The following is a 23,032-nucleotide window of genomic DNA, read 5'->3' as shown; positions in this document are numbered from 1 at the left end:
TTTCATTTTTTAAATATAACCAAGGAGTTACATTTCGCCACTTATGGATACATAAAAAATTATTTTTGCGCGACTTGCCGCCCATATGTTTTTACATTAGCGATTAAACCTTGCAGCAAAAACTGTTTATACATTTTTGGAAGGGTTAGCAAACATTCAGTAATATCAATATAAGCATATGACTCTCTGGTCATTGCATCATACATACATTCCGTTTTTCGTTAAGTCATGGATCATCATTTAGCATAAAGATAATAGGGGGACTAATTTCAGTCACCCCAATTCAGGAAGGGAGATTTAAAACACCTTTGAGGAAAAGTCGTTTTTTACTTCACTTTCTATATAAGTATTCAGACCCCACCCGGCACGAGCCAGCTCTTTCATTTTTTCCAGATGGTCCGGTCCAGGGTGGCGGATATCGTAGAGATAGACGTGGTTATTCTTAAAACGGACTTTAATTGAGTTAGCATCAATCTGGAAGCTGACAACTTGTGAATCACCGCTTTTGTTGGCGTAATTTTCCATACCGCATCCTGTCCTGTTAGTTAAGCCTGATTTCTGGCGACCTTATCTATTAACCACATACTGCATTCTCATACAGGGTAATGGCTCACGGTTTACGTAACAGCCCCCAAAATTTCCTGTCACTGCGCACCTTCAAAAATCATCAGCCATGCATACTTCGGTGCAGGCCGAAGCATCATCTTCTTCCCGGTCATAAACTCGCTGAAAATTGACGACGGAGAACCGACATGATTGCAGTACTTTTTGAGGCAGACGCCGTGCCAGAAGCGCAGGAACGCTATCTTCAGCTTGCTGCCGAACTGAAACCACTATTGTGCGACACGCCGGGGTTTATCTCTATTGAGCGGTTCCAGAGTCTGAGTACACCGGGAAAAATCCTTTCATTGTCGTGGTGGAAGGATGAGGAGTCGGTGGCCGGATGGAAGCAGAATGTTATGCATAAGGCTGCGCAGAAAGAAGGTAAACAGGCTATTTTTTCGTTTTACAGAATACGTGTTGCCCGAGTATTACGCGATTACTCTTCGGATAAGGGAGCACATCAGCATGTATGATATTCACGTCATTCTCACTAACACCCCAGGCGCGCTTGCCTCACTTGGCCGTGTGCTGGGCAAAAACGGCGTTGGTCTTGAAGGTGGGGGTGTATTTTCGACATCAGAAGTCGGGCACGCACATTTTCTGGTGGAAGACGGTGAGAAAGCCCGCAAGGTACTGGTTGATGCAGGCTTTGACGTGAGAAATCTCTACCGCCCGGTGATAAGAAAATTACCTCAGGAACGCCCTGGTGAGCTGGGAGAAATAGCGGATACAATCGCCCGGAATGGTATTAACATTCTGGTACAGTACAGCGATCACAGTAACCGGCTCATTCTTCTGACGGATGACGATACCCGGGCCGCTGAAGTCACCCGAAAATGGGCAATACTCTCTGAATGAACTTTGTGAAACCTGAATACGATAGCCAGCCGGATGATTCTCTTGAAAAGTCCATGTCACTGGTTGCTTCCGCCATATCTGACCCGTCAAGGGTCAGTATTCTGTGTGCCCTGATGGATGGGCGCGCTTGGACGGCGACTGAACTCAGTGCAGTCGCGGGTATCGCCGCCTCCACAACGAGCGGGCATCTGGCCCGACTTCTCAGCAACGGGCTGGTGATTTGCCTGACTCAGGGTCGCCACAGATATTACAGCCTGGCGAGTCATCACATCGCCGGACTGCTGGAAAATCTGATGGGGGTTGCCATGAATGCCCACACTTCCCCAGCACCCAGCACGCCGCTACATCTTCGTTACGCACGAACGTGTTATGACCATCTGGCAGGCGAGGTGGCGGTAAAGATTTACACGTTTATGCTACAGGAAAAGTGGCTTGAGTCTGACGGTACGGCGCTGACGCCTGCGGGGAAATCCCATTTTCAGAACATGGGGGCGGTACTGAACCCGCATTCGCGGCGTAAATCTTGTTGCCCCTGTCTCGACTGGAGCCAAAGACGCTTTCATCTGGGAGGCGATGCAGGCTCGGCATTGTTGACGCTTTTGCTGCAAAAAGGATGGATCACCCGCACGCAGGGATATCGTGAAGTTAACGTGACCGAAAGTGGCAGAATAGCCATCAACCGCTTATTCAGTATGAATCTGACCTGATGTTGTATTGCCGCGGTAGTTGCGGGAACGGTAATGTGGCGAAAGGAAACTCAACCGGCAGTGAGTTTCCTTCAGGAATCTATTTTTTGGCCGCCATTATTTAGCCGAGAGTTCTCTGCGAACAATTTCCGCGCCAGCACTTAACGCACTCAACTTGCCTCTTGCGACCCGGCGAGATAACGGCGTCATGCCGCAGTTAGTACTTGGATAGAGCTTGTCGGCATCGACAAACTGCAACGCTTTTCGCAGCGTATTCGCGACTTCTTCTGGTGTCTCAATGGTATTGGTTGCCACATCAATGGCTCCGACCATCACTTTTTTACCCCGGATAAGTTCAATGAGATCCATTGGAACTCGGGAGTTTTGACATTCCAGGGAAATGATATCGATATTAGAGGCCTGCAATTTTGGGAAAAATTCCTCATATTGCCGCCATTCTGAGCCCAGCGTCTTTTTCCAGTCGGTATTGGCTTTGATGCCATAGCCATAGCAAATATGCACCGCCGTTTCACATTTCAGCCCTTCAACCGCTCTTTCTAAAGCGGCAATTCCCCAGTCATTCACCTCATCAAAAAACACATTAAATGCCGGTTCATCAAACTGGATAATATCGACCCCCGCAGCCTCTAATTCTCTGGCTTCTTGATTAAGAATTGTGGCAAATTCCCAGGCGAGTTTTTCACGACTTTTATAATGGCTATCATAAAGCGTATCGATCATGGTCATCGGACCTGGTAGCGCCCATTTAATGGGTTGGCTGGTTTGCTGGCGTAAGAACTTGGCATCTTCAACAAAAACAGGCTTCTGGCGGGACACAGGGCCAACAACCGTAGGAACGCTGGCATCGTAGCGATTGCGAATTTTCACAATCTCACGTTTCTCAAAATCAACGCCACTCAGGTGCTCAATAAAGGTTGTGACAAAATGCTGGCGCGTTTGCTCTCCGTCGCTGACGATATCAATACCTGCATGCAGTTGATCTTGCAGGCACAAACGTAAAGCATCTTGTTTGCCGTCAATTAATTCATCGCCCTGTAATTTCCACGGTGACCAAAGTGTCTCAGGTTGTGCAAGCCAGGAAGGTTTCGGTAAACTGCCCGCAGTCGACGTCGGTAATAATATTTTCATAATAGATAACCTTATATTTTTGATAATCAAAGAACGTAGTTAGCGGACCATTGCTCAAGGAGAGTTCGGTATGGTTTGATGAAGTTCTCTTCTGTAAACCTGCCCTGTTCAATCGCTAAATGGCTGCGTTCTTCTCGATCATAAACAATTTGAGTTAATGAATAATCCTGTTGATTCAAGCTAGGTTGATACTCTTTTCCTGCTACAGAATGAGCATTATAAATTTCAGGACGATAAATCTTTTGAAAGGTTTCCATCGTACTAATGGTACCCGTCAGTTCAAGATCCGTGTAATCGCCAGTTAAATCACCCACAAAATAGAAAGCCAGCGGCGCAACACTATTTGGCGGCATAAAATAGCGTGCCTGTAAGCCCATTTTATTAAAATAGTGGTCGGTCATGGAGGGTTCATTTTGTTGGTACTCAACACCCAATACAGGATGCTGATTTTCAGTGCGGTGGTAAGTGTTTTTACTGGACACGCTTAAACATATAACCGGTGGTTTCTTAAAGCGCTCTGTGTAAGCATTTGAGTTAATGAAGCATTTGAATATGTTGCCATGCAAATCACCAAAATTATCTGGCGTGCTAAACGCGGCACTATTCTTGTTATGCTCTAACAGCAATACGCTAAAATCGTAATCTCGTACATAAGAGGAGAAGTTATTCCCTACAATGCCTTCAATGCGCGCGTTAGTTTTTTGATCGACAATATTTGTTTTCAATATTTCAATCACCGGGAAGGTGTCGCCCTTGCCTTCAACATCCATCTCAACAGAAATGATTTCAAGTTCGACGCAATAACGGTCCCCTGCAGGGTTATCGGAATGTGCGAGAGAATTGAAACGATCATCAATCATCTTTAAGGTATTGCGCAAATTCTGCTGGCGCTGACTTCCTCTGGCTAAATTAGCGAAGTTAGTCGTAATGCGTGTATTTTCAGATGGATTGTAATTCTCATCGAAAGAAAGGCTTTTAATAGTAAAGGTAAATTCTTTATTCATCGCGATGGTTTCCTGATTTCTGATAAAACCTGAATTTATTTTTGCTTTTTCAGCATGACTGCATTTTATTTTAAGGTTTTTATTCAGAAGCTTTCATATTGTCTATAACTCAGTGCAGTAGGTTATTTATGACAGAGTCATGAGTTGAGTAAAAGTGATTAAATTTCAGTGAACATGAATGATTTTCATGTTCTATCGGTGCCTGCCACACAGGTACGGAGCAAAGGTGACATCTACATGGGTAAGCGATTTTCCTGAATCAGGCGCTGAGGGGAGAATATGTGATGCTGGAAGAGCGTGCCGACGGGCTTGATGCGATAATATTTAACAGGATGAGACTTTGCTTGCTACGACAGACGTAAGCAAAGTCTCATCCGGATAGATTAGATGGAATGTGTTACCTGTGTGGCCGGTCTGATCTGTAACCTATGTGACCGGTCATACATTAGCGATATCCGCCACAAAAATCACATCGAGATACAGGTCCCCGCTTTGCCCGCAAGGATCTCATCAATCTGATGTAACGCCCCAATGTAAGCGGGTTTACCCAGTCTACGAACAAAATCGCTGACCGCAGCCACTTTTGGCCCCATCGAACCATCAGATTTGGCAAACGGTGCCAGCTCATCCGGTGTGGCGTGGCGAATGGCGCACTGCTCTGGCGTGCCCCAGTGCTGATAAACCGCATCAGCATCGGTCAGAATCACCAACCCATCGGCACCAATTTGCTGAGCTAACAACGCGGCGGACAAGTCTTTATCAATGACCGCGTCCACACCCTGAGCACCCGCTTCGCCTTCCACCATCGCTACACCGCCACCACCGCTACAAATCACGATGTGATTATTTTGCAGCAGGAGTTCAATGGCCTCGCTGTCGACGATTTTTATTGGTGCGGGCGATGGAACAACACGGCGCAAATAACGGCCATCGGCTTTCATCACCCAGCCATACTGGCTTTCGAGCTGAGCCTGCTGTGCGGGGTCATACACCGGGCCAATAAACTTCTCAGGACTTTCAAACGCCGGATCATTACGGTCCACCATCATGCGTGTTAGTACCGTGGTCACGGGTGGTGAGTCCGCTTTTTGAGCCAGCCGTTGTGCCAGCATATAGCCAATCATCCCCTGGCTTTCTGCTACCAGCACATCTAGCGGATACGGTGCCACTTCCTGATAAGCCATATTTTGTAACGCCAGTAGACCCACTTGAGGGCCATTGCCATGCACTAACGCCAGGCGATACTTTTTGGCTAATTGCCCGAGTGTGGCAGCCACTTTATCAATGTTACGGTACTGATTATCGACCGTCAGCGCTTCCCCGCGCTGCAGCAATGCGTTGCCGCCAAGGGCGACGACCAGAGTTTTCATAACGAATCCTTTTATAATAATCGGATAGCCTGTTGCCCCAACCAGAACCCCAGTAACGTATCCGCACCGGAGGTATGGCCAAGGGACAAAAGTTTTTCCAGCGCAATCTGTTGGCGCTCGTTGTTGATCAGGGCGTAAGCAAAATGTAGTAGCGGCGAGGAGAAAATGCCCCGGGCGGCGTACTCTAAATAGGCCACGCTAACCGTGGTGGTGGCGGCGCGCAGACTGCCGGAGGCCGCAAAAAAATGATCATCCGTCTGCCTGCCGTTGAGCCTTGCAGCCAGTAACATTCCCACCAGCAAATCATCATGAGTGGGCGTTAGCCCCGGCCCTTTTCCCAAATGACCCGACCAGTCCACTTTTCGCCCGCGAAGCGATTGACGAAACAACCGCGACAACTTGAGTAACTGCTTATCTAACGGTTGGGAAATTGCCGCATACAGCGGCCCGTAAAGTCCCGTTTCCTCGCCTCGATTGAGATATTCAGGCGCAAGCTGTCGGGGGCTGTTTGTTAGCGGCAAGCGCAATGAATAGCGTCTTTGCGGCGCGTGAACTTGCAATTTGCCAAACATAAGGCCATAAGGATTGACTTCCACCGTACAGCCTGAGAGCAATTTTTCCCGTAAACGGTCAAAATCCTGGTGGCGCAAAATCCAGCTCATCGGGCTGATGCCGTTTCCTGCTCGCTGCAAGGTCAACAAATTCCCTGACTGCCCTGCCAGATTGATGGCGCGGGTATAAACCCCCGCCACCTGCCAGTTATCAAGGTGATATGGAGCATGCAGACTACTGGCTTGTACGTTAATCATCGTCGTTTCAGGCAACGTTCATCGCAGCGGCCAGTGCTTCTAGCGCCTGCTCAAAACAGGCCAGTGGTGCACGTACCGTACCCGCACCGATTTGCCCAACCCCCGCTTCTTTATGAGCGATGCCGGTATTAATCAGCGGTGTAATCCCAGTTTCGACGATGCGGCGAATATCCAGACCTAGACACGCGCCCTGGAAATCCCAACCTGGAATAGTGAGCTGCATATTGCGTTCGAGGAAAATCTCCGCCATCTCTTCAGAAACGGTTTGCGCGGCGTCCATTCCACCAGCGCCGACAAAGCGCGTCACGCCCGGTGCGGCAATCATGGCTGCACCACCAATGCCGAAGGTTTCGGTAATGGCGCTATCGCCCATATCCGGGTTGGCCTGCTCCTGGGAATAACCGGTGAAGAACAACCCCTGAGGCGTATTGACGGGAGCCGTGAACCAGCGGTCGCCCAGCCCGCTGACGCGGATGCCAAACTCATGCCCGTTGCGCGTCATCGCCGTCACAATGCTGCCCGCTTTTATTTCCGCACCCGCATCCATTGCAGCTTTGCAATACGCCATCGCCAGGTTGAGGAAGAACTGGTCGGTAACGCTCAAGAAATCCATCACTTGCGCAAGCTCGGCTTTATCGTGATTCAGGCGAATAATGTGCGGCGCCAGCGTGCGCATCAGCAGAGCTGAAGTGGCGATATTACGCTGGTGAAACTCATCGCCCATCGTGATGCCCTGCGCCATCATGGCGGTCAGGTCAATTCCTCGTTCCATGTGCGAAAGTGCGGCGCTCAATACCGGAGCCAGCACATCACGCATCCAGCGATGGCGCGCCTGCACATCTTCACCGTAAGCGCCAAAACGCATCACTTTACCGATACCTTCGTTGAGGTTGCAGTAGGCACGGTTGCCGTCAGTGATATTTTCCACCACCAGCATCGGCATGTGCGCCGAGGTGATCCCGCCCATCGGGCCAACGGCATTAACGTGGTGGCAAGGCACAAAAGTAACATCTCCACCCGCCAGTAATTGCAGCGCCTGCGCCTCATCTTTCGCCCAGCCTTCGAACAGACATGCACCAATGCAGGCACCTTTCATCGGACCAGTCATGTTTTCCCAAGCCATTGGCGGGCCTGCATGCAATAACGTCATTCCACGGCTTAACACGCTAATCAGCGAACCCGCAGGTTTGACATCCAGCCAGTGCGGACGGGCTTTGCGAATACGTTCAATCACTGCGGTGTTGGCTTGCGCCACAGATGTAGTCATATCAACCTCTTACTGTAAACGAGCTAATAAACAGGCCAGATGGGGATTGCCACCGGCAACTGGCGCCCACTGAAAATGCACCACCGGCGTAACGGTAGCTTGTAAATCCACAGCAAAACTGCGTAATCCGGCGTTGATCACCGCCACGCCATCCAGCAGCGAAGGTGCGGATTCAGCGATGGAAACAGGTGCGCACTGGATTAGTAAACTGGCCAACAACGTGGCTTGCGGCAGGGTGTCCATCACCACAACGCCCGCCTCACGCAAAATCGCGCGTTGTTTCAAACGGCATTGCGGGTCTTGTTCGGTCCCGGTGACGGTGGCGATAATGGATAAAGGCGTGGTGCGTTTGGCTTTGAGCGTAGAAATAGCCTCGGCCAGAGTGCCAGCAGGATCTTCTTGTGCGCCGTAACCAATCACTACGTCGAGCAGCAACACGCTGACCTGCGGCTGGTTTGCCAGATCTTTAATCATTTGATTACGCGTGGAAGGGTCAATCATTGGATGCGGCTTACCAACGGTATAAAAATCATCACCCAGATCGATAACGCGATGGCCGTCTGCATCCAGCATGGTGCCATGATGATGGGTATCGTCCGCTTCAACACCAAGTTGTTCTGCCAGTAACATGGCGGTTTCCGCCGCCAGCGTACCACCAGTAAACAGACCACTGATTTTGCCGCCAACCACGTTTGGAGAAAGTGAGCGCTCACGTTCAACATTGGCAAGCAGGCAGGCTATTCGCGCAGCTTCATCGATAGTGTCGGCAAACCAGATATTACCGTCGCGCCTAATTGCTGATTTATGACCAAGGAACAAGGCCACTACCGGTTTGCTTTGCGCTTGCATCGCGGCGATCACTTTAGTACGCACCCCTTCGGCTGGAGGTTTTGAGACAAACGCCAATACCTGACTTTGTGCATCAGCACTGAGCATCTCTAATGCAGTTAATGCACTAATTCCGCCAACCTGAGCCGATAAATCACGCCCGCCAAGACCTAAAGCATGGGTGATACCTTCACCGCCCAATGCGATTTGCGAAATCAGTTCCTGAATCCCGGTACCGGATGCGCCAATCACACCGATATTGCCCAGTGGCATCACGTTGGCAAATGCGAGCGGAGTGCCTGCCACAATCGTGGTGCCGCAGTCCGGCCCCATCACAATCAGGCCTTTTTCACGGGCTTTGGTTTTCAGGGCAATTTCATCTTCAAGCGTGACGTTATCGGAGAAAATCATCACGTTCTTGTCACTGTCCAGCACCTGGTTTGCGAGCTGTGCCGCATACTCCCCGGCAATGGAAATTAGCGCCAGGTTAGCGTTTGGCAGCTTCTGGCAGGCACTTTCCCAACGCCTTGCCTGCACCAGTTTTTGCCCATTGCCACCCGCCTGCCCGACGCCTTCAAGCGCTGCGTCAAGTTGCTGGCAAATGAGTTGCACAATCGCGGCATCTTCATTCTCACTGCGAATGGCCACACAAATATCGTTAGGCGTTGCCCCGGCAAAATCTGTATGCCAGAAGCCTGTGTTTTCGAGCAGCGTCTTATTAGCAGGCGTGCCCATCATTACCGAAACATCATCGACACCTTCGGTTTCGCTCAGCTTACGAGATATAAGCATTAAGCTGACCGAGTCCTGAAAACATCCTTTCTTAATAAAGGCGTGAATCATTGATAATTCCTCATCACCGAAAAGCCTGTTGAATGGCCTGCAGGTTATTTCTTCAACCCTTTAATTAAGGTGACAAATATCACAACAAATTTATTAGCAAACTTATTCAAACAGTGGCGCAGGGATTATTTAATATTTCACTAAAAAGCCATTAATAGAAATTAGTTACAGAAAACACCGCTATCATCAAATTAATTCTAACAATAGAAATATACCCATGCAGATCACAATTTTTATCAAGCCAACAGGTATGTTATCCGCAAAATAAAGCTCTATCCGTAACAGAAGGAAGGCAGATGAAAATCAGTCGGGAAACACTCCAGCAGTTAATTACAACCAAATTATCTGTGGCTGGGCTCAAGGAAGAACATGCAGCGACCGTAGCCGAAGTGCTGGTTTATGCCGATGCTCGCGGGATTCATTCTCATGGAGCAGTGCGTGTGGAATATTATGCGCAGCGCATTTCGCAGGGCGGCACAAACTGCAATCCAGACATACGATTTGAACAAACTGGCCCTTGTTCCGCTCTTTTGCATGGGGATAACGGCGCAGGCCAGGTGATGGCCAAACTCGGTATGGAACACGCGATTAAGATGGCACAGGAAAATGGTGTCGCGGTCGTGGGGATCCGCAGCATGGGCCATAGCGGTGCGCTTTCGTACTTTGTGCAACAAGCTGCAAAAGCAGGCATGGTAGGCGTTTCGGTTTGCCAGTCCGACCCGATGGTGGTGCCATTTGGGGGTGCAGAAATCTATTACGGAACCAACCCATTAGCCTTTGCCGCTCCGGGTGAAAATGGCGACATCGTCACCTTTGATATGGCGACCACAGTGCAGGCATGGGGAAAAATTCTCGATGCGCGGGCGCGCAATACACCAATTCCAGATAGCTGGGCGGTAGATAAAAATGGTCAGCCGACCACGGATCCTTTCGCGGTTCATGCGTTGCTACCCGCCGCCGGGCCGAAAGGCTACGGGCTGATGATGATGATTGATGTGCTGTCCGGCATTTTGCTCGGCTTGCCGTTTGGCAAACAGGTGAGCTCAATGTACGACGATTTAAGTGCTGGCCGCAATCTTGGTCAATTACATATCGTTATCAACCCAGACTATTTTGGCGGCAGTGATTATTTCCGCAACGCCATTAGCCAGACGATGCAGCAATTAAATGCTATTAATCCCGCACCTGGTTTTTCTCAAGTTTATTATCCTGGGCAGAATCTGGATATTTATGAGAAAACTACCGAGCGCGAGGGAGTCGAAATCGTCGATGATATTTATGACTATTTAGTTTCCGATGCGTTATATACCCGCTCTTATGAAACTAAAAATCCTTTCGCGCAATAATTAAGGATATTCATCATGTATTCTTTTCAATCTGATATCGAAGAAACCTTACCCTGGCTTTCTTCATTCGGTGCCGCGCCTGATGGTGGATTAACGCGTTTACTGTATTCACAACAATGGCTGGAAACGCAGCGGCAGTTTAAAACGCGGATGCAACAAGATGGCCTCGAGACTCGCTTTGACAAAGTCGGCAATTTATATGGCCGCGTGACAGGCAAGCGTTATCCCAATGAGGTTGTTCTGAGTGGCTCGCATATTGATTCCGTGGTTAACGGCGGCAATCTCGACGGGCAATTCGGCGCACTAGCGGCATGGCTTGCGATTCGCTGGCTGAATAAAACTTACGGTGCACCATTGCGTACGCTAGAAATGGTGGCACTAGCTGAAGAAGAAGGCAGCCGTTTTCCTTATGTTTTCTGGGGCAGTAAAAATATCTTCGGCCAGGCTGACCCTGAAGATGTGCGCCACATTTCAGACGCCAAAGGTATTGCTTTCGCCCAGGCGATGAATGAATGCGGCTTCACCCTCGCCGCCGCCCCGCTAAAACCACGGACTGATATCAAAACCTTTGTGGAATTGCATATTGAGCAAGGGCGTATTCTCGAAACTCATCAGCAAGAGATTGGTGTGGTTACCGCGATTGTCGGTCAGCGTCGCTACACCGTGATGTTGAGCGGTGAGTCAAACCACGCGGGCAGCACGCCGATGAGTTATCGCCGCGACACGGTTCACGCGTTCAGCCGCATCTGCTGCGAGAGCATTGCCAAAGCGCGAGCGATGGGCGACCCGCTGGTGCTGACCTTCGGCAAAGTGGAACCGCAGCCCAATACCGTGAACGTAGTGCCGGGAAAAACCTGTTTCACCATTGATTGCCGCCATACCGATGCCGCCCTGCTCAAAGCCTTTACCACGGAAATTGAGGCCGATATGCGCCGTATTTGTGATGAGATGAATATCGGTATTGATATTGATTTGTGGATGGACGAAGCCCCGGTGCCAATGGATACGTATTTGGTGGATAAACTGGAAACTATTTGCCAGTCCGAAAAGCTGAATTATCGCCTGATGCACAGCGGAGCCGGGCACGATTCACAAATTTTCGCCCCACAGGTACCGACCTGTTTAATTTTCATGCCGAGCATTGGTGGTATTAGCCATAACCCCGCAGAAGCAACACATATAAAAGATCTGGCCGCAGGGGTGAAAACCCTGGCGTTAATGCTTTACGAACTGGCTTATAAAGAATAAGGAAGAAAAAGAAATGGGTTATCTTAATAACAACACGGGTTACATCAGTGATTTACTGGCTTCGCGATCCATTATTAAACGTGGCAACTATGCGTTAATTACGCCCGACGGTTTGGTGAAAAATATTATTCCCGGTTTTGAAAACTGCGACGTAACCATTTTATCAACGCCTAAACTGGGTGCGACATTCGTCGATTACCTGGTGACGCTACATCAGGATGGCGGGAATAATATCGGCTTTGGAGGCGACGGCGTTGAAACCTTTGTTTATGTTATCGACGGCGCGATCAAAGCCCGCGCTGGCGAACAGAGTTTCACGCTGACGCAAGGGGGTTATTTGTATTGCCCGGCAGATACCGTGATGACCTTTGTTAATAATCACACGCAGGACAGTCGCCTGTTTTTATATAAACGCCGCTATATCCCAACCGCAGGGCATCAGGCTCATGTCGTCAGCGGGAATGTGAATCAGCTTGAGCGTATTGAATATGAAGGTATGAGCGATGTGATTTTGCAGGATCTGCTGCCAAAAGATCTCGGCTTCGATATGAACATGCACATTCTGTCATTTGCTCCGGGCGCATCTCACGGTTATATCGAAACTCACGTTCAGGAACACGGTGCTTATATTCTCAGCGGCCAAGGTGTATATAACCTCGATAACGAATGGATCCCGGTCAAACAAGGCGATTATATTTTCATGGGCGCTTATTCATTGCAGGCGGGTTACGGCGTCGGGCGCGGTGAAGCATTTAGCTATATCTATTCAAAAGACTGTAACCGCGATGTAGAGATTTAAGGTTTTTGTCGGATTTGAATGGCGGATGACGCTGCGCTTATCCGACCTACGAAAAACTGATTTTATATGATTTTTCTTAGCTTGTCGGTTTGGCCACGGATAATACCGTGGCCTTTTTTTATGCCGGAATTGCCTGCCCCAACTTCATCGCCTGAGCGATATTCCGTGCGCAATGTTGCAGGTTAATCTCCCCCTGCAATAACACGGTGGCAAGCGGAGCAAGGCGCGGGAGGATGCTGAAGACGGCGTCGATACCATGCTGGTGCACCACTTCTACACCTTCCCCAAGTACACCGGCCATGCCGATAACGGGTACACCGATGCGTTGAGCCACTCGCGCAACCCCGATTGGCGCCTTGCCGCCGACGGTCTGGCTGTCGATGCGCCCTTCGCCGGTGATCACCAAATCAGCACCTTCAAGTACCTGTTCAAGATTGACGGCATGCATGATGATGTCGATGCCCGGTTTCAGTTGGCCGCCGAGGAAAATCTCTGCAGCAACGCCCATGCCCCCAGCCGCACCACCGCCGACAATCGCGTTAATGTCGCAGCCGGTTTGCGCGCCCAGAATAGCAGCAAGTTTTGCCAGGCCATTATCAAGCTGGATGACCATTTCCGGCGTCGCCCCTTTTTGTGGGCCGAAGACCGCAGACGCCCCTCGCGGCCCGGTGAGTGGGTTATCCACGTCGCAGGCGATTTCAAAGTGGCACTCTTTAACTCGTGGGTCGATTTGCTGTTGGTCGATGTGGGAAAGTGAATTCAACGCGCCACCACCCGCAGCCAGTTCGTTGCCATCGGCATCGTAAAAATGCACGCCTAACGCCTGCGCCATGCCGATACCGCCGTCAACCGTCGCGCTGCCGCCGATGCCGAGAATAATGTGGCGGATACCCGTATCAAGCGCGTGTTTGATAAGCTCCCCGGTGCCGAAACTGGTGGCCGACATCGGGTTACGCAATTCGGGTTCTACCAACATTAACCCACTGGCCGCCGCCATCTCAATCACTGCCGTGCGCCCGTCCCCGGTGACGCCATAGAATGCCTTAACGGGTTGGCTCATTGGCCCGGTCACGGTCAGCGTCACAAGTTTGCCGCGAGTGGCTGCAATCATCGCTTCTACCGTCCCTTCCCCGCCGTCGGCGATGGGCAGGCAGACATATTGCGCATCAGGGAATATCTCTTCAAAACCCTTTTTAATTGCCTGCGCCGTGCGTTCCGCGCTCAGGCTCTCTTTAAATGAATCCGGTGCAATCACAATTTTCATTATTTATTCCTTAACAATGTGGGGCGTTATTTCACGCGATCCCAGGGGAAGAGGTTTTCCAGCGCCACAGCAAGCAGCACGCCCATCAACAGGCCGTTGCTGAGTAACGGGCGCACCAATAGCGGAAGCTGCTGCAAATAAGCGCCCGGAACGCCCATCAAAAACACGCCGCAGAACAGCGGAATAGCGATGCGATAAATGTTGCGCGAGTTAAGCGCGGTCAGGTTCACAAACAGAAGCGACGACCACAGCAGCGGCAAATAAGCCACCAACATCACGGCGCTGCTGATGGTCAAAGGAATGGCGCAGAAAAAACGCGTCAACGGAGGAAAAATACCAATCAACAGAAACAACAGGCTTCCGATGACAAACGCCCGACGTGTGGCATCCTGGGTTTGGGTTATCAGGCCAATGGAGGAAACGAACGGCGAAAAAGGGATCACCCCTAGCGGCGCGCCGACAACGGTGACGGAGCCGGAGATAATAAAACTGCGTCGATAAAGGGCATGTGAGGCAGGCGTGTTGCCATAAAACGTGTCGCTTGCGCGAATCGCACCGAAGGTATTGGAAATATTCACCAGACCCGTGAGCACGGCGGTAATGACAATACCAGGTTTGATATCCAGCGAATGACCCAGCGGGAACCATTGCCAGCTCGGGTTTTGCTCCAGCGAATGTGGGGAGCCAAACCAGCAAACGTAGAGTATCCAGCCCAACACGGTGCCGAGCAAAACGGCAAACTTCCCAATACGTTGGGGAAGAATAACGATGAACGCGACGATAAAAATGACCACCGCAACGGCCAGTGAGAATGCAGCGCCGTTAAGCTCAACAGGCCCGCTCACTGCTCCAAACGGTAATCCAAGCATGCCTTTAAAGAAGATGGTGGTGAGCTGCGCGCCGAGTAAAAACATAAATACAATCATCACTGCCGGGCGAAACAACCTGGCAAGCCACGGTCCAAGCCCGCTAAAACCAATCACCATCGTCAGAACGCCCGCCAGCGCAATCCCCAACGCGAGACTACCGCCAATTGAGGCAAGCGAGGTTCCCTGTGCAGATTCTGCAAGCGTGAGGGTTAAAATCGTCCCCCACCACAGGCCACCCGGTCCTTCCATCAATGCACGACGATGGCCAAAAAAAGCCTGAAGCAGACAAGCCAGCGCGGTGGTCAAAAACGAATATTGCGTCAGCACAAATGTCGTGGCGGGAGTGAGATGAAACGCGGATTGCAGCGTCGGTGGGATCACCACCGTATTGCAGAAGATAAAAAAGAACCATTGAAAACCAGACAGCCAGGTGTCCCGGCTAAGACGTACAGCACTCATAATCTCACCCTACAAAACGGAAAAAAGGCTGCCCCCGTATTCACGAGCGCAGCCGCAGGATAAAAATTACTGCTGGTGTTTCAGAATGAACTGGCCGATTGGTTTAGCACCAAAGCCGCTTTCGATGTCGTAAATCACCTCACCACGCAGAATGGTTTTCAGGATACGAGCACCGATAGTACGCCCCACGTATGGGCTGACTTTGTGGCGATATTCCAGATCTTCGTTTTTCAGCACATAAGAAGAGTTAGGCTGGATAAAGACCAGATCCGCATCTTTACCTGGCGCGATATGTCCTTTGTGTTTCAGACCAAAAATATCCGCCGCGTTGCCAGACATCAGCTTGCCGAACATAGGCAGTGACATGCCACGCTTTTGCACCGCTTCATCAAACATCACATCCATACAGCTTTGCAGGCCAGCAATACCGCCCCACGCCTGCATTATATTGCCGGCCTTCATATCTGGCGGGCATGGAGAGTGGTCCGAAACCAGACAATCGATTTCACCGTTGAACAGCTTTTCCCACATCCCTTTCTGGTTTTCGGCATCGCGGATTGGTGGTGAGCATTTTGCCAGGGTGCCGATTTCTTCAAACTGATCGGTATCGAGCACGAAGTAATGCGGGCAGGATTCGCAGGTGACGTCCTGGCCTTCCTGACGTGCGCGAGTCACTTCAGCCACGCCTTCCGGGCTGCTGACGTGGCAAACGTGCAGGCGGCAACCGGCAACTTTTGCCAGGTACAAAATACGGCGAATGGCTTCGACTTCGGTGAAGACCGGACGTGAGGCCACATAGTCATGTGCCGTCACACGGCCTTCGCGTTTCGCTTCATCACCCAGTTCGTCACAAATCAGCGCGTTTTCGCAGTGCACTAACACTGGCTGACCCAATTTTCCGAGCTTCTGAGCGCCTTTAAAGAACTGGAAGTCGTTCACGTCGCGGAAGTCGTTGTCGATACCACGATCGCCACAGGTAGCGACGAAGCATTTGAAGCCCACCACGCCGACTTCGTCCAATTCATGCAGACGGTCGATGTTGTAAGAAACAAGACCGCCGAGCTGCGCGGCATCAATGGTCAATTTGCCTGCGGCGGCATCGAATTTCATTTCAATGCTGGCGCGGTCAACCGTAGCAGGGAGCTGGTTGAGCGGCATTTCGATCATCGTGGTGATGCCGCCTTTAGCCGCAGCACGTGTGCCAGTGGCGTAGCCTTCCCAATGGCTGCGGCCTGGCTCGGAAATGTGGGTGTGAGCATCGACCATGCCAGGTGCAACTATCAGACCGGTAGCATCCATCACCTTCGCTGCGCCGTTCAGACCATTCCCGATGGCGGCTATTTTGCCGTCTTTAACTGCAATATCGGTCACTAATGCTTCGTTGTCTAAAATGACGGTGCCGTTTTTAATAATCAGATCGTAAGACATAACTTCTCCTTGTAAGGGTACGTATTTTTATTAAGTACAGGGGTAAGACGTTATATTTATATCAAGCAGCTTTATGCTCGGTAGAGACTCCTGGTGCATCGCGTTTTTTAAGCAGAACATATAAAACGAATGCGGTAATCACACCAACAAACCATGACACACGCGACAGCGGCTCAAGTAGCGGAATAAATTTCCCGCCTAACGAAAGCACAACCGCAATTAAAGTGACAGAGAACGCCGTGACGTTAAAACCGTTATCGTAAAACTTATAATCACCGGCTTTGGTATATAAAGTATCCAGGTCAATTTGCGAACGCATCACAATAAAGTAATGTGCCATCATCACGCCGATGACCGGCCCTAACATTCCACCGATGATATCGAGGAATAAATAGATGCTGCTTTGGTTTTCCATTAATTTCCATGGGCAAATCAGCAGGCTGATAATACTGGCAATGAGCACACCGTTTTTATAAGTCAGTTTGGTCGGAGCAATGGCCGCAATCTGGTATCCCGCAGGGATGATATTACCCGTGGCATTGGTTGAAATCGTGGTCATCAGAATCACTAACACCGCGAAGAATGAAGCAAACAGGCTGTCCCACTTCTGCACGATATCCAGCACGTTCCACGTGTCTACGCCGTAGTGAATACTGGCCCCAGCGATAATACACACACCTGCCACCGCAAACAGAATGTAGGCCACCAATAACCCTAAAGTTTGCCCTAGTGCCTGCTGACGGAAGCTTTGCGCATTCTGGGTAAAGTCAGAGGCACTGACTGCCGGGGCCGCCCAGACCGCCACTACGGCGTTAATCACCACCAGGAACAGGAAGCCACTATTTTCTGCTTTCTGAACACCTGCCGGGACGTAGTCCAGAATAGGTTGAATCCCCACCAGGGAAATAGCCCAGATAGCCATGCCGCCGAAGACGATGTAAATACAAGGGTTGAGAACCGCAGTGAATTTATTGAGCACTCCACCACCACCAAAACCAATGGCGACGTTGATTGCCCAGAAGAACAGGAAGGCAATCAGGCCCGGCAAATTAAGACCCAGGATATTGAAATCGCCGCCGAGGGAGAGGAAGCCTGGCCAGATTTTGCCAATCAGAATTAAGAAGGCGAGCGAACCGGCATAGCATTGCAGGCCGAACCACATAATAGCTGCAATCCCACCACGTAAAATGCCGGGGAATAGTGAACCGCGCACGCCATAGGAAGCACGTAAAATCATGGCAAACGGCACGCCGTATTTGGTTCCTGCCGCACCGTTCATTACCATGACAAAAGCAATAAAAAACGCGCTCAGAATAATTGCCAACATAATACTTAATGTGGACAACCCTAATATAAAGAAGCCGCCGACCATGACATAATTTGGAACATTATGAACTGACCCCATCCATAGGGTAAAATAGTTAAATGCTTTCCAGGTTTGTTTCTCTTTTTCTTTTGGAAGAAGATCGTCGCTATAGCCCCTGGCCCGATAAAACTCTCTTTGCTGCTGTTCCTGTCTTTCCATATATCCCTCTACTAATCACGTAATAACAACGCTATGGGCTTAGCTTTTCGGAAACACAAATAAAACAAAAAGAAAAAGTTAACTCTATTAGCACTGCGCCTCTTTGTGCGCAGTGCTTTTATTTCAATAATCAGGAAATTTTGTGATTCGCCATTAATTCCAACGACTGAATTAATGCAGAATGGTCTAGCTGGCTACCGCCATTCGCCGCACAGGTATTAAATAACTCCTGGCAGGTGGCTGTATTTGGCAATGTAATCGCCAGGGCTTTGGCACTTTGTAGCGCCAGATTTAAATCTTTCTGGTGTAGGGCAATTTTAAAACCAGGCGCAAACGTCCGTTTGATCATGCGCTCACCGTGAACTTCGAGAATACGTGAAGACGCAAATCCACCCATTAATGCCTGGCGAACGCGTGCAGGGTCAGCTCCGGCTTTAGAGGCAAACAATAAGGCTTCAGAAACCGCTTCAATGTTTAACGCCACAATAATCTGGTTTGCCACTTTGCAGGTTTGACCGTCGCCATTCCCACCCACCAACGTAATGTTTTTGCCCATCACTTCAAACAACGGCTGCACACGTTCAAACACTTCTGGATTGCCACCCACCATGATTGAAAGCGTGCCTTCTTTAGCTCCCACCTCGCCGCCGGAAACCGGTGCATCAAGGTATTCGCCGCCGCGTTCAATCACCTTTTGAGCAAAGCGTTTGGTTTCGATAGGCGAAATTGAACTCATATCAACAATGGTTTTGCCCTTCAGTGAAGCCTGCGCACAACCTTCAGGCCCAAACAGCACCTCTTCGACCTGCGGTGTATCTGGCACCATGATAAAGATGATGTCTGATTTTTCTGTTACGTTGCGCGCCGTTTCGCAGTTTTCAGCCCCTAATGAATAGAGTTTGTCTGAGACAGGGCCGATCGTGCAGACACGAAGCTTATGCCCCCCCTGCGCCAGGCGCTGTGCCATCGGCGTGCCCATAATACCCAGACCAATAAAACCAAGATTCATTGTTTCATTCCTTACAGGTTATTTCAGGCAATAAGTGTCCCTGCCACAAAAGTGGGCATATTTTTATTGCCTGTTTATTTAATTAGGATTAACGGTACTGATTAATCCAGGACATCCCTTCTTCGGTGGTGGTTTTCGGTTTATATTCACAACCCACCCAACCGTCATAATCTAATTTATTAATTAGCGAGAAGAGATAATCATAATTAATTTCACCGGTTCCTGGCTCACCACGCCCAGGATTATCTGCTAACTGGATATGGCCAATTCTGGCTAATTTCCCCGTTAACGTATTGGCTAATTCTCCTTCCATCCGTTGCATATGATAAATGTCATATTGCACACGGATGTTGTCGCAGCCAATTTCATCAATCAGGTCGATAGCCTGCTGGGTGCCAGTGAGGTAAAAGCCGGGCATATCGAAATGATTGAGCGGTTCAATCACCAACAGAATGCCTTCTTTTGCCAGTTCGCTCCCCGCGTAACGCAGATTTTCAACCAGAGTCTCGCGGACTTTTTCAGCACTTACCCCTGCTGGTGTTTTCCCGACCAGGCAATTGATTTTGCTGTTGCCCAGCGCTTTGGCATACAAGATTGCAGCTTGTACACCGCTGCGAAACTCTTCTTCACGCCCAGGAATACAAGCAATACCACGCTCGCCTTTATCCCAGTCACCCGCCGGTAAGTTATGTAGCGTGTGTTCAAGTCCGTTAGATTTTAACTTTTCCTGCAACACCGCAACGCTGTATCCATACGGGAACATAAACTCTACCGCTTTAAACCCTGCCGCAGCGGCGCGTTCAAAACGGTCAAGAAAATCATATTCCAGAAACAGCATCGATAAATTAGCCGAAAAACGTAGCATGATATTCTCCGTTATTCATATTTCATAAAGCAGGTTTCAGTCGGTGCGTCCGCGGCACTTTCAGCAGTGGCTTCAAATTCATTAACGTTATCCAACTCGCTTCCCATTGAAATATTGGTGACACGCTCAAGAATAACTTCCACCACGACTGGCACGCTGTATTTCGCCATTAACTCTTTTGCTTGCTCAAATGCCGGAGCAATATCTTCCGGTTTAAATACGCGAATCGCTTTACAACCTAAACCTTCAGCGACTTTGACGTGGTCAACACCGTATCCATTAACTTCTTCAGAGTTAATATTTTCGAAGGCTAACTGGACGCAATAATCCATATCGAAGGCGCGCTGTGACTGGCGAATAAGACCTAAATAGGCGTTATTCACCACAACGTGGATATATGGAATATTGAATTGCGCCCCGACAGCCAACTCTTCAATTAAGAACTGGAAGTCGTAATCGCCGGAAAGTGCAACGACACTACGTTTTGGATCGGCGACACAAACACCGAGCGCGGCCGGAATTGTCCAACCCAGCGGACCTGCCTGCCCGGCATTAATCCAGTGGCGATCGTGGAAAACGTGCAGCATTTGCGCCGCAGCAATTTGCGACAGGCCGATGGTGGTGACGTAGCACGCCTCGCGGCCAAAGGCTTTGTTCATCTCTTCGTAAACGCGCTGCGGTTTGACCGGCACATTGTCGAAGTGAGTTTTGCGCAGCAGAGTACGTTTGCGCTGCTGACAATCGGCAATCCATGCTTTGCGATCCGGTAAGCGCCCTGCTTTTTTCAGCTCTTCTGCGACGTCGACCAACAAGGTGAGAGCCGCTTTTGCGTCAGAAACAATGCCGAGATCCGGGCATAACACGCGGCCAATTTGCGTTGGCTCAATGTCGATATGCACGATTTTGCGACCGGCGGTGTACTTATCAACCGAGCCGGTGTGACGGTTCGCAAAGCGGTTGCCGATACCAAACACCATGTCAGAAGCCAGCAGGGTAGCGTTGCCATAACGGTGCGCGGTTTGCAGCCCAACCATGCCCGCCATCAGTTCGTGATCGTCCGGAATCGTGCCCCAACCCATCAGCGTAGGAATCACCGGAACCTGGGTAATCTCCGCAAAACGTTGCAACAATGCCGCCGCATCCGCGTTGATAACGCCACCACCAGAAACGATAACCGGGCGTTCGGCCTGCATCAACATCTCAAGTGCTTTGACGATTTGCTTGCGCGAAGCTTCAGGTTTGTAGACCGGCAAAGGCTCATACATATCCGGATCAAATTCGATTTCCGCTACCTGCACGTCAAACGGTAAGTCCACCAGCACCGGGCCTGGGCGACCAGAACGCATTAAGTGGAACGCCTGTTGCAATACACGTGGCACCAGCGCAGGTTCCAGAACCGTGACGGCCATTTTGGTGACAGGCTTGGCGATAGATTCGATATCCACCGCCTGGAAATCCTCTTTGTGCAAACGCGCACGCGGAGCCTGGCCGGTAATGCAAAGAATGGGAATTGAGTCAGCAGATGCGGAATAAAGTGCGGTAATCATATCCGTACCCGCCGGGCCTGAAGTACCGAGGCATACGCCGATATTACCGGCTTTAGCGCGGGTATACCCTTCCGCCATATGGGATGCCCCTTCAACATGGCGAGCAAGGACATGGCGAATGCCGCCATGCTGACGCATTGCCGAATAGAATGGGTTAATCGCCGCACCCGGTACGCCAAACGCGGTATTCACACCTTCTTTTTCCAGTACATACATTGCCGCATCAACGGCTTTCATTCTGGCCATGGGTCTTTTCCTTTTTATTTCAATGTTGGAAACTTTTTCCAACTTAAAGTAAGTTCAAAAAAATCCCGCACATAGACTGACGGGAATTTTGTTTCTAGCGTGCCGGAGTATTCAGACCCAGCGCCGCACTAATATCAGTTGCCGTATCGCGAACTAATTCGCCCAGGTTTAAAAATCTTTCCGGCGTTAACCGGGAGCTTGGGCCAGAGATAGAAATGGCCGCTACCACGTTGCCGGTACTGTCGTATATCGGTGAGGCGATGCAATTTAGCCCCTGCACATGCTCTTCTTTATCAATGACATATCCACGGTCACTAGAAAGCTGCAAGTCCTTCTTAAGCTGATGCAGGTCTGCAAGGGTTCCCGACGTAAAGCTCTTCAGCCCGGTTTTCACTATCAAGTCCATCAGCTCATCTTCCATCAGCGGATAGAGCAATGCTTTACCCGCCCCGGACGCATGAAGCGGCAGACGGCTGCCCAGTGGCGCACACATGCGCACCATCGACTGGCATTCAAGTTGGCCAATCAGCACCGCTTCGCCACCGTTACGAATCGCAACGTTGACCGTCTCCCCTGAATGCACCATCAGGCGGCGCATGAAAGGTGCCGCAACGGATAACACATCCCGGTTGTGGATATAGGCCGAACCGACGTTAAACACGCCAAGACCGATATGCCACCAGCCTAACTGGCTGTCCTGATAGATAAAATCGGCATTCTCCAGCACTTTAAGTAAGCGAAAAGTGGTGGATAGCGGCAGTTCGAGGTTTTCGGCGATATCAGTAACCGAAGAGCTGCCACCCGCCTGCGCCAGATACTGCAAAATGGCGATGCCTCGTTCCAGTGCCTGCGCGCCTTTCTGCGAGCTGGACTCCGGCTGACTTGGCCGTCCGCGACGTCTTAGTTCAGTCATTCTTCTATTATCTCCCACCCCTGAAACACTACGGGAAGCGTGCTACGTCAATGAATTAAACGCGCCATCTTATGAAAGATACTTTGAAGCGTCACGG

At 50.2% G+C, this 23,032-nt stretch carries 21 protein-coding genes; 6 read left to right on the top strand and 15 right to left on the bottom strand.

Features of this window, described 5'->3' with window-relative positions; all coding sequences use genetic code 11:
• Positions 1 to 297: 297 nt before the first annotated feature.
• On the bottom strand, positions 298 to 525 hold the full coding sequence (locus tag M975_RS02395; RefSeq protein WP_064557111.1) for a hypothetical protein: 228 nt from the start codon (positions 523 to 525) through the stop codon (positions 298 to 300).
• 227 nt (positions 526 to 752) lie between these two features.
• On the opposite strand from M975_RS02395, the gene M975_RS02390 reads away from it, so the two are divergent.
• From M975_RS02390 to M975_RS02380, 3 genes are read left to right on the top strand one after another with little or no spacing between them, the layout of a single operon-like run.
• Positions 753 to 1,076 (top strand): antibiotic biosynthesis monooxygenase family protein, encoded by a 324-nt coding sequence (locus M975_RS02390; RefSeq protein WP_064557110.1) that lies wholly within the window; start codon positions 753 to 755, stop codon positions 1,074 to 1,076.
• Entirely contained in the window at positions 1,069 to 1,461 is a 393-nt protein-coding gene (locus M975_RS02385; RefSeq protein WP_064557109.1) for a hypothetical protein, read from the top strand. Before M975_RS02390 ends, M975_RS02385 begins: the two co-directional genes overlap by 8 nt.
• Entirely contained in the window at positions 1,458 to 2,168 is a 711-nt protein-coding gene (locus M975_RS02380) for an ArsR/SmtB family transcription factor (RefSeq protein ID WP_064557108.1), read from the top strand. The genes M975_RS02385 and M975_RS02380 overlap by 4 nt, the downstream gene beginning before the upstream one ends.
• Positions 2,169 to 2,264: 96 nt before the next feature.
• Here M975_RS02380 and M975_RS02375 read toward each other — a convergent pair whose 3' ends face one another.
• The 6 genes from M975_RS02375 to M975_RS02350 all read right to left on the bottom strand — a co-directional run bounded on the left by M975_RS02375 (position 2,265) and on the right by M975_RS02350 (position 9,417).
• On the bottom strand, positions 2,265 to 3,296 hold the full coding sequence (locus M975_RS02375) for a methionine synthase (protein ID WP_064557107.1): 1,032 nt from the start codon (positions 3,294 to 3,296) through the stop codon (positions 2,265 to 2,267).
• A 26-nt stretch (positions 3,297 to 3,322) separates the two neighbouring features.
• On the bottom strand, positions 3,323 to 4,300 hold the full coding sequence (locus tag M975_RS02370) for a DUF1852 domain-containing protein (protein WP_064557106.1): 978 nt from the start codon (positions 4,298 to 4,300) through the stop codon (positions 3,323 to 3,325).
• 467 nt (positions 4,301 to 4,767) lie between these two features.
• Positions 4,768 to 5,670: a carbamate kinase gene (locus tag M975_RS02365; protein ID WP_064557105.1), complete on the bottom strand. Its 903-nt coding sequence runs from the start codon at positions 5,668 to 5,670 to the stop codon at positions 4,768 to 4,770.
• Positions 5,671 to 5,681: 11 nt separating this feature from the next.
• A complete protein-coding gene (locus tag M975_RS02360; RefSeq protein WP_064557104.1) occupies positions 5,682 to 6,479 on the bottom strand; it encodes an oxamate carbamoyltransferase subunit AllH family protein in 798 nt (265 codons plus the stop codon).
• 7 nt (positions 6,480 to 6,486) lie between these two features.
• Entirely contained in the window at positions 6,487 to 7,746 is a 1,260-nt protein-coding gene (locus M975_RS02355; RefSeq protein ID WP_064557103.1) for a YlbE family protein, read from the bottom strand.
• A 9-nt stretch (positions 7,747 to 7,755) separates the two neighbouring features.
• Positions 7,756 to 9,417: an acyl-CoA synthetase FdrA gene (locus M975_RS02350; protein ID WP_064557102.1), complete on the bottom strand. Its 1,662-nt coding sequence runs from the start codon at positions 9,415 to 9,417 to the stop codon at positions 7,756 to 7,758.
• Between the two features lie 296 nt (positions 9,418 to 9,713).
• Between M975_RS02350 and allD the strand changes: the two genes are divergently transcribed.
• The 3 genes from allD to allE are packed head-to-tail and all read left to right on the top strand — an operon-like array spanning position 9,714 to position 12,810.
• Entirely contained in the window at positions 9,714 to 10,763 is a 1,050-nt protein-coding gene (gene allD / locus M975_RS02345) for an ureidoglycolate dehydrogenase (protein ID WP_064557101.1), read from the top strand.
• Positions 10,764 to 10,778: 15 nt separating this feature from the next.
• Positions 10,779 to 12,011, top strand: coding sequence for an allantoate deiminase (gene allC, locus M975_RS02340; RefSeq protein WP_425338986.1), 1,233 nt, complete (start codon positions 10,779 to 10,781; stop codon positions 12,009 to 12,011).
• Between the two features lie 13 nt (positions 12,012 to 12,024).
• On the top strand, positions 12,025 to 12,810 hold the full coding sequence (allE, locus tag M975_RS02335; RefSeq protein WP_064557099.1) for a (S)-ureidoglycine aminohydrolase: 786 nt from the start codon (positions 12,025 to 12,027) through the stop codon (positions 12,808 to 12,810).
• Positions 12,811 to 12,928: 118 nt separating this feature from the next.
• Here allE and glxK read toward each other — a convergent pair whose 3' ends face one another.
• The 8 genes from glxK to allR form a co-directional block, all read right to left on the bottom strand.
• Complete coding sequence (gene glxK, locus M975_RS02330) at positions 12,929 to 14,074, bottom strand: glycerate 3-kinase (RefSeq protein WP_064557098.1); 1,146 nt, start codon at positions 14,072 to 14,074, stop codon at positions 12,929 to 12,931.
• 26 nt (positions 14,075 to 14,100) lie between these two features.
• Positions 14,101 to 15,402 carry a uracil/xanthine transporter gene (locus M975_RS02325; protein WP_064557097.1) on the bottom strand — a complete coding sequence of 434 codons (1,302 nt, stop codon included), beginning with the start codon at positions 15,400 to 15,402 and terminating at the stop codon, positions 14,101 to 14,103.
• Positions 15,403 to 15,468: 66 nt separating this feature from the next.
• Complete coding sequence (allB, locus tag M975_RS02320; RefSeq protein WP_064557096.1) at positions 15,469 to 16,830, bottom strand: allantoinase AllB; 1,362 nt, start codon at positions 16,828 to 16,830, stop codon at positions 15,469 to 15,471.
• A gap of 61 nt (positions 16,831 to 16,891) precedes the next feature.
• Positions 16,892 to 18,355 carry an allantoin transporter gene (locus M975_RS02315; protein WP_064557095.1) on the bottom strand — a complete coding sequence of 488 codons (1,464 nt, stop codon included), beginning with the start codon at positions 18,353 to 18,355 and terminating at the stop codon, positions 16,892 to 16,894.
• Positions 18,356 to 18,485: 130 nt separating this feature from the next.
• Positions 18,486 to 19,364 (bottom strand): 2-hydroxy-3-oxopropionate reductase, encoded by an 879-nt coding sequence (gene glxR, locus M975_RS02310; protein WP_064557094.1) that lies wholly within the window; start codon positions 19,362 to 19,364, stop codon positions 18,486 to 18,488.
• Positions 19,365 to 19,452: 88 nt separating this feature from the next.
• Positions 19,453 to 20,229: a hydroxypyruvate isomerase gene (gene hyi, locus M975_RS02305; protein WP_064557093.1), complete on the bottom strand. Its 777-nt coding sequence runs from the start codon at positions 20,227 to 20,229 to the stop codon at positions 19,453 to 19,455.
• An 11-nt stretch (positions 20,230 to 20,240) separates the two neighbouring features.
• A complete protein-coding gene (gcl, locus tag M975_RS02300) occupies positions 20,241 to 22,022 on the bottom strand; it encodes a glyoxylate carboligase (RefSeq protein ID WP_064557092.1) in 1,782 nt (593 codons plus the stop codon).
• A gap of 94 nt (positions 22,023 to 22,116) precedes the next feature.
• Positions 22,117 to 22,935, bottom strand: coding sequence for an HTH-type transcriptional repressor AllR (gene allR / locus M975_RS02295; protein ID WP_064557091.1), 819 nt, complete (start codon positions 22,933 to 22,935; stop codon positions 22,117 to 22,119).
• Between the last annotated feature and the right edge of the window lie 97 nt (positions 22,936 to 23,032).

It is taken from the genome of Buttiauxella brennerae ATCC 51605 (genome assembly GCF_001654925.1).
GTDB classification, from domain to species: Bacteria; Pseudomonadota; Gammaproteobacteria; order Enterobacterales; family Enterobacteriaceae; genus Buttiauxella; species Buttiauxella brennerae.
Note: the sequence above shows the minus strand (reverse complement) of the source record. Positions and strands in the feature narration are given on the sequence as shown.

What these genes read in the sequence shown, in the direction of transcription:
- M975_RS02395 (WP_064557111.1), bottom strand. Translation starts at nt 525, where the DNA reads ATGGAAAATTACGCCAACAAAAGCGGTGATTCACAAGTTGTCAGCTTC.
- M975_RS02390 (WP_064557110.1), top strand. Translation starts at nt 753, where the DNA reads ATGATTGCAGTACTTTTTGAGGCAGACGCCGTGCCAGAAGCGCAGGAA.
- M975_RS02385 (WP_064557109.1), top strand. Translation starts at nt 1,069, where the DNA reads ATGTATGATATTCACGTCATTCTCACTAACACCCCAGGCGCGCTTGCC.
- M975_RS02380 (WP_064557108.1), top strand. Translation starts at nt 1,458, where the DNA reads ATGAACTTTGTGAAACCTGAATACGATAGCCAGCCGGATGATTCTCTT.
- M975_RS02375 (WP_064557107.1), bottom strand. Translation starts at nt 3,296, where the DNA reads ATGAAAATATTATTACCGACGTCGACTGCGGGCAGTTTACCGAAACCT.
- M975_RS02370 (WP_064557106.1), bottom strand. Translation starts at nt 4,300, where the DNA reads ATGAATAAAGAATTTACCTTTACTATTAAAAGCCTTTCTTTCGATGAG.
- M975_RS02365 (WP_064557105.1), bottom strand. Translation starts at nt 5,670, where the DNA reads ATGAAAACTCTGGTCGTCGCCCTTGGCGGCAACGCATTGCTGCAGCGC.
- M975_RS02360 (WP_064557104.1), bottom strand. Translation starts at nt 6,479, where the DNA reads ATGATTAACGTACAAGCCAGTAGTCTGCATGCTCCATATCACCTTGAT.
- M975_RS02355 (WP_064557103.1), bottom strand. Translation starts at nt 7,746, where the DNA reads ATGACTACATCTGTGGCGCAAGCCAACACCGCAGTGATTGAACGTATT.
- M975_RS02350 (WP_064557102.1), bottom strand. Translation starts at nt 9,417, where the DNA reads ATGATTCACGCCTTTATTAAGAAAGGATGTTTTCAGGACTCGGTCAGC.
- allD (WP_064557101.1), top strand. Translation starts at nt 9,714, where the DNA reads ATGAAAATCAGTCGGGAAACACTCCAGCAGTTAATTACAACCAAATTA.
- allC (WP_425338986.1), top strand. Translation starts at nt 10,779, where the DNA reads ATGTATTCTTTTCAATCTGATATCGAAGAAACCTTACCCTGGCTTTCT.
- allE (WP_064557099.1), top strand. Translation starts at nt 12,025, where the DNA reads ATGGGTTATCTTAATAACAACACGGGTTACATCAGTGATTTACTGGCT.
- glxK (WP_064557098.1), bottom strand. Translation starts at nt 14,074, where the DNA reads ATGAAAATTGTGATTGCACCGGATTCATTTAAAGAGAGCCTGAGCGCG.
- M975_RS02325 (WP_064557097.1), bottom strand. Translation starts at nt 15,402, where the DNA reads ATGAGTGCTGTACGTCTTAGCCGGGACACCTGGCTGTCTGGTTTTCAA.
- allB (WP_064557096.1), bottom strand. Translation starts at nt 16,830, where the DNA reads ATGTCTTACGATCTGATTATTAAAAACGGCACCGTCATTTTAGACAAC.
- M975_RS02315 (WP_064557095.1), bottom strand. Translation starts at nt 18,355, where the DNA reads ATGGAAAGACAGGAACAGCAGCAAAGAGAGTTTTATCGGGCCAGGGGC.
- glxR (WP_064557094.1), bottom strand. Translation starts at nt 19,364, where the DNA reads ATGAATCTTGGTTTTATTGGTCTGGGTATTATGGGCACGCCGATGGCA.
- hyi (WP_064557093.1), bottom strand. Translation starts at nt 20,229, where the DNA reads ATGCTACGTTTTTCGGCTAATTTATCGATGCTGTTTCTGGAATATGAT.
- gcl (WP_064557092.1), bottom strand. Translation starts at nt 22,022, where the DNA reads ATGGCCAGAATGAAAGCCGTTGATGCGGCAATGTATGTACTGGAAAAA.
- allR (WP_064557091.1), bottom strand. Translation starts at nt 22,935, where the DNA reads ATGACTGAACTAAGACGTCGCGGACGGCCAAGTCAGCCGGAGTCCAGC.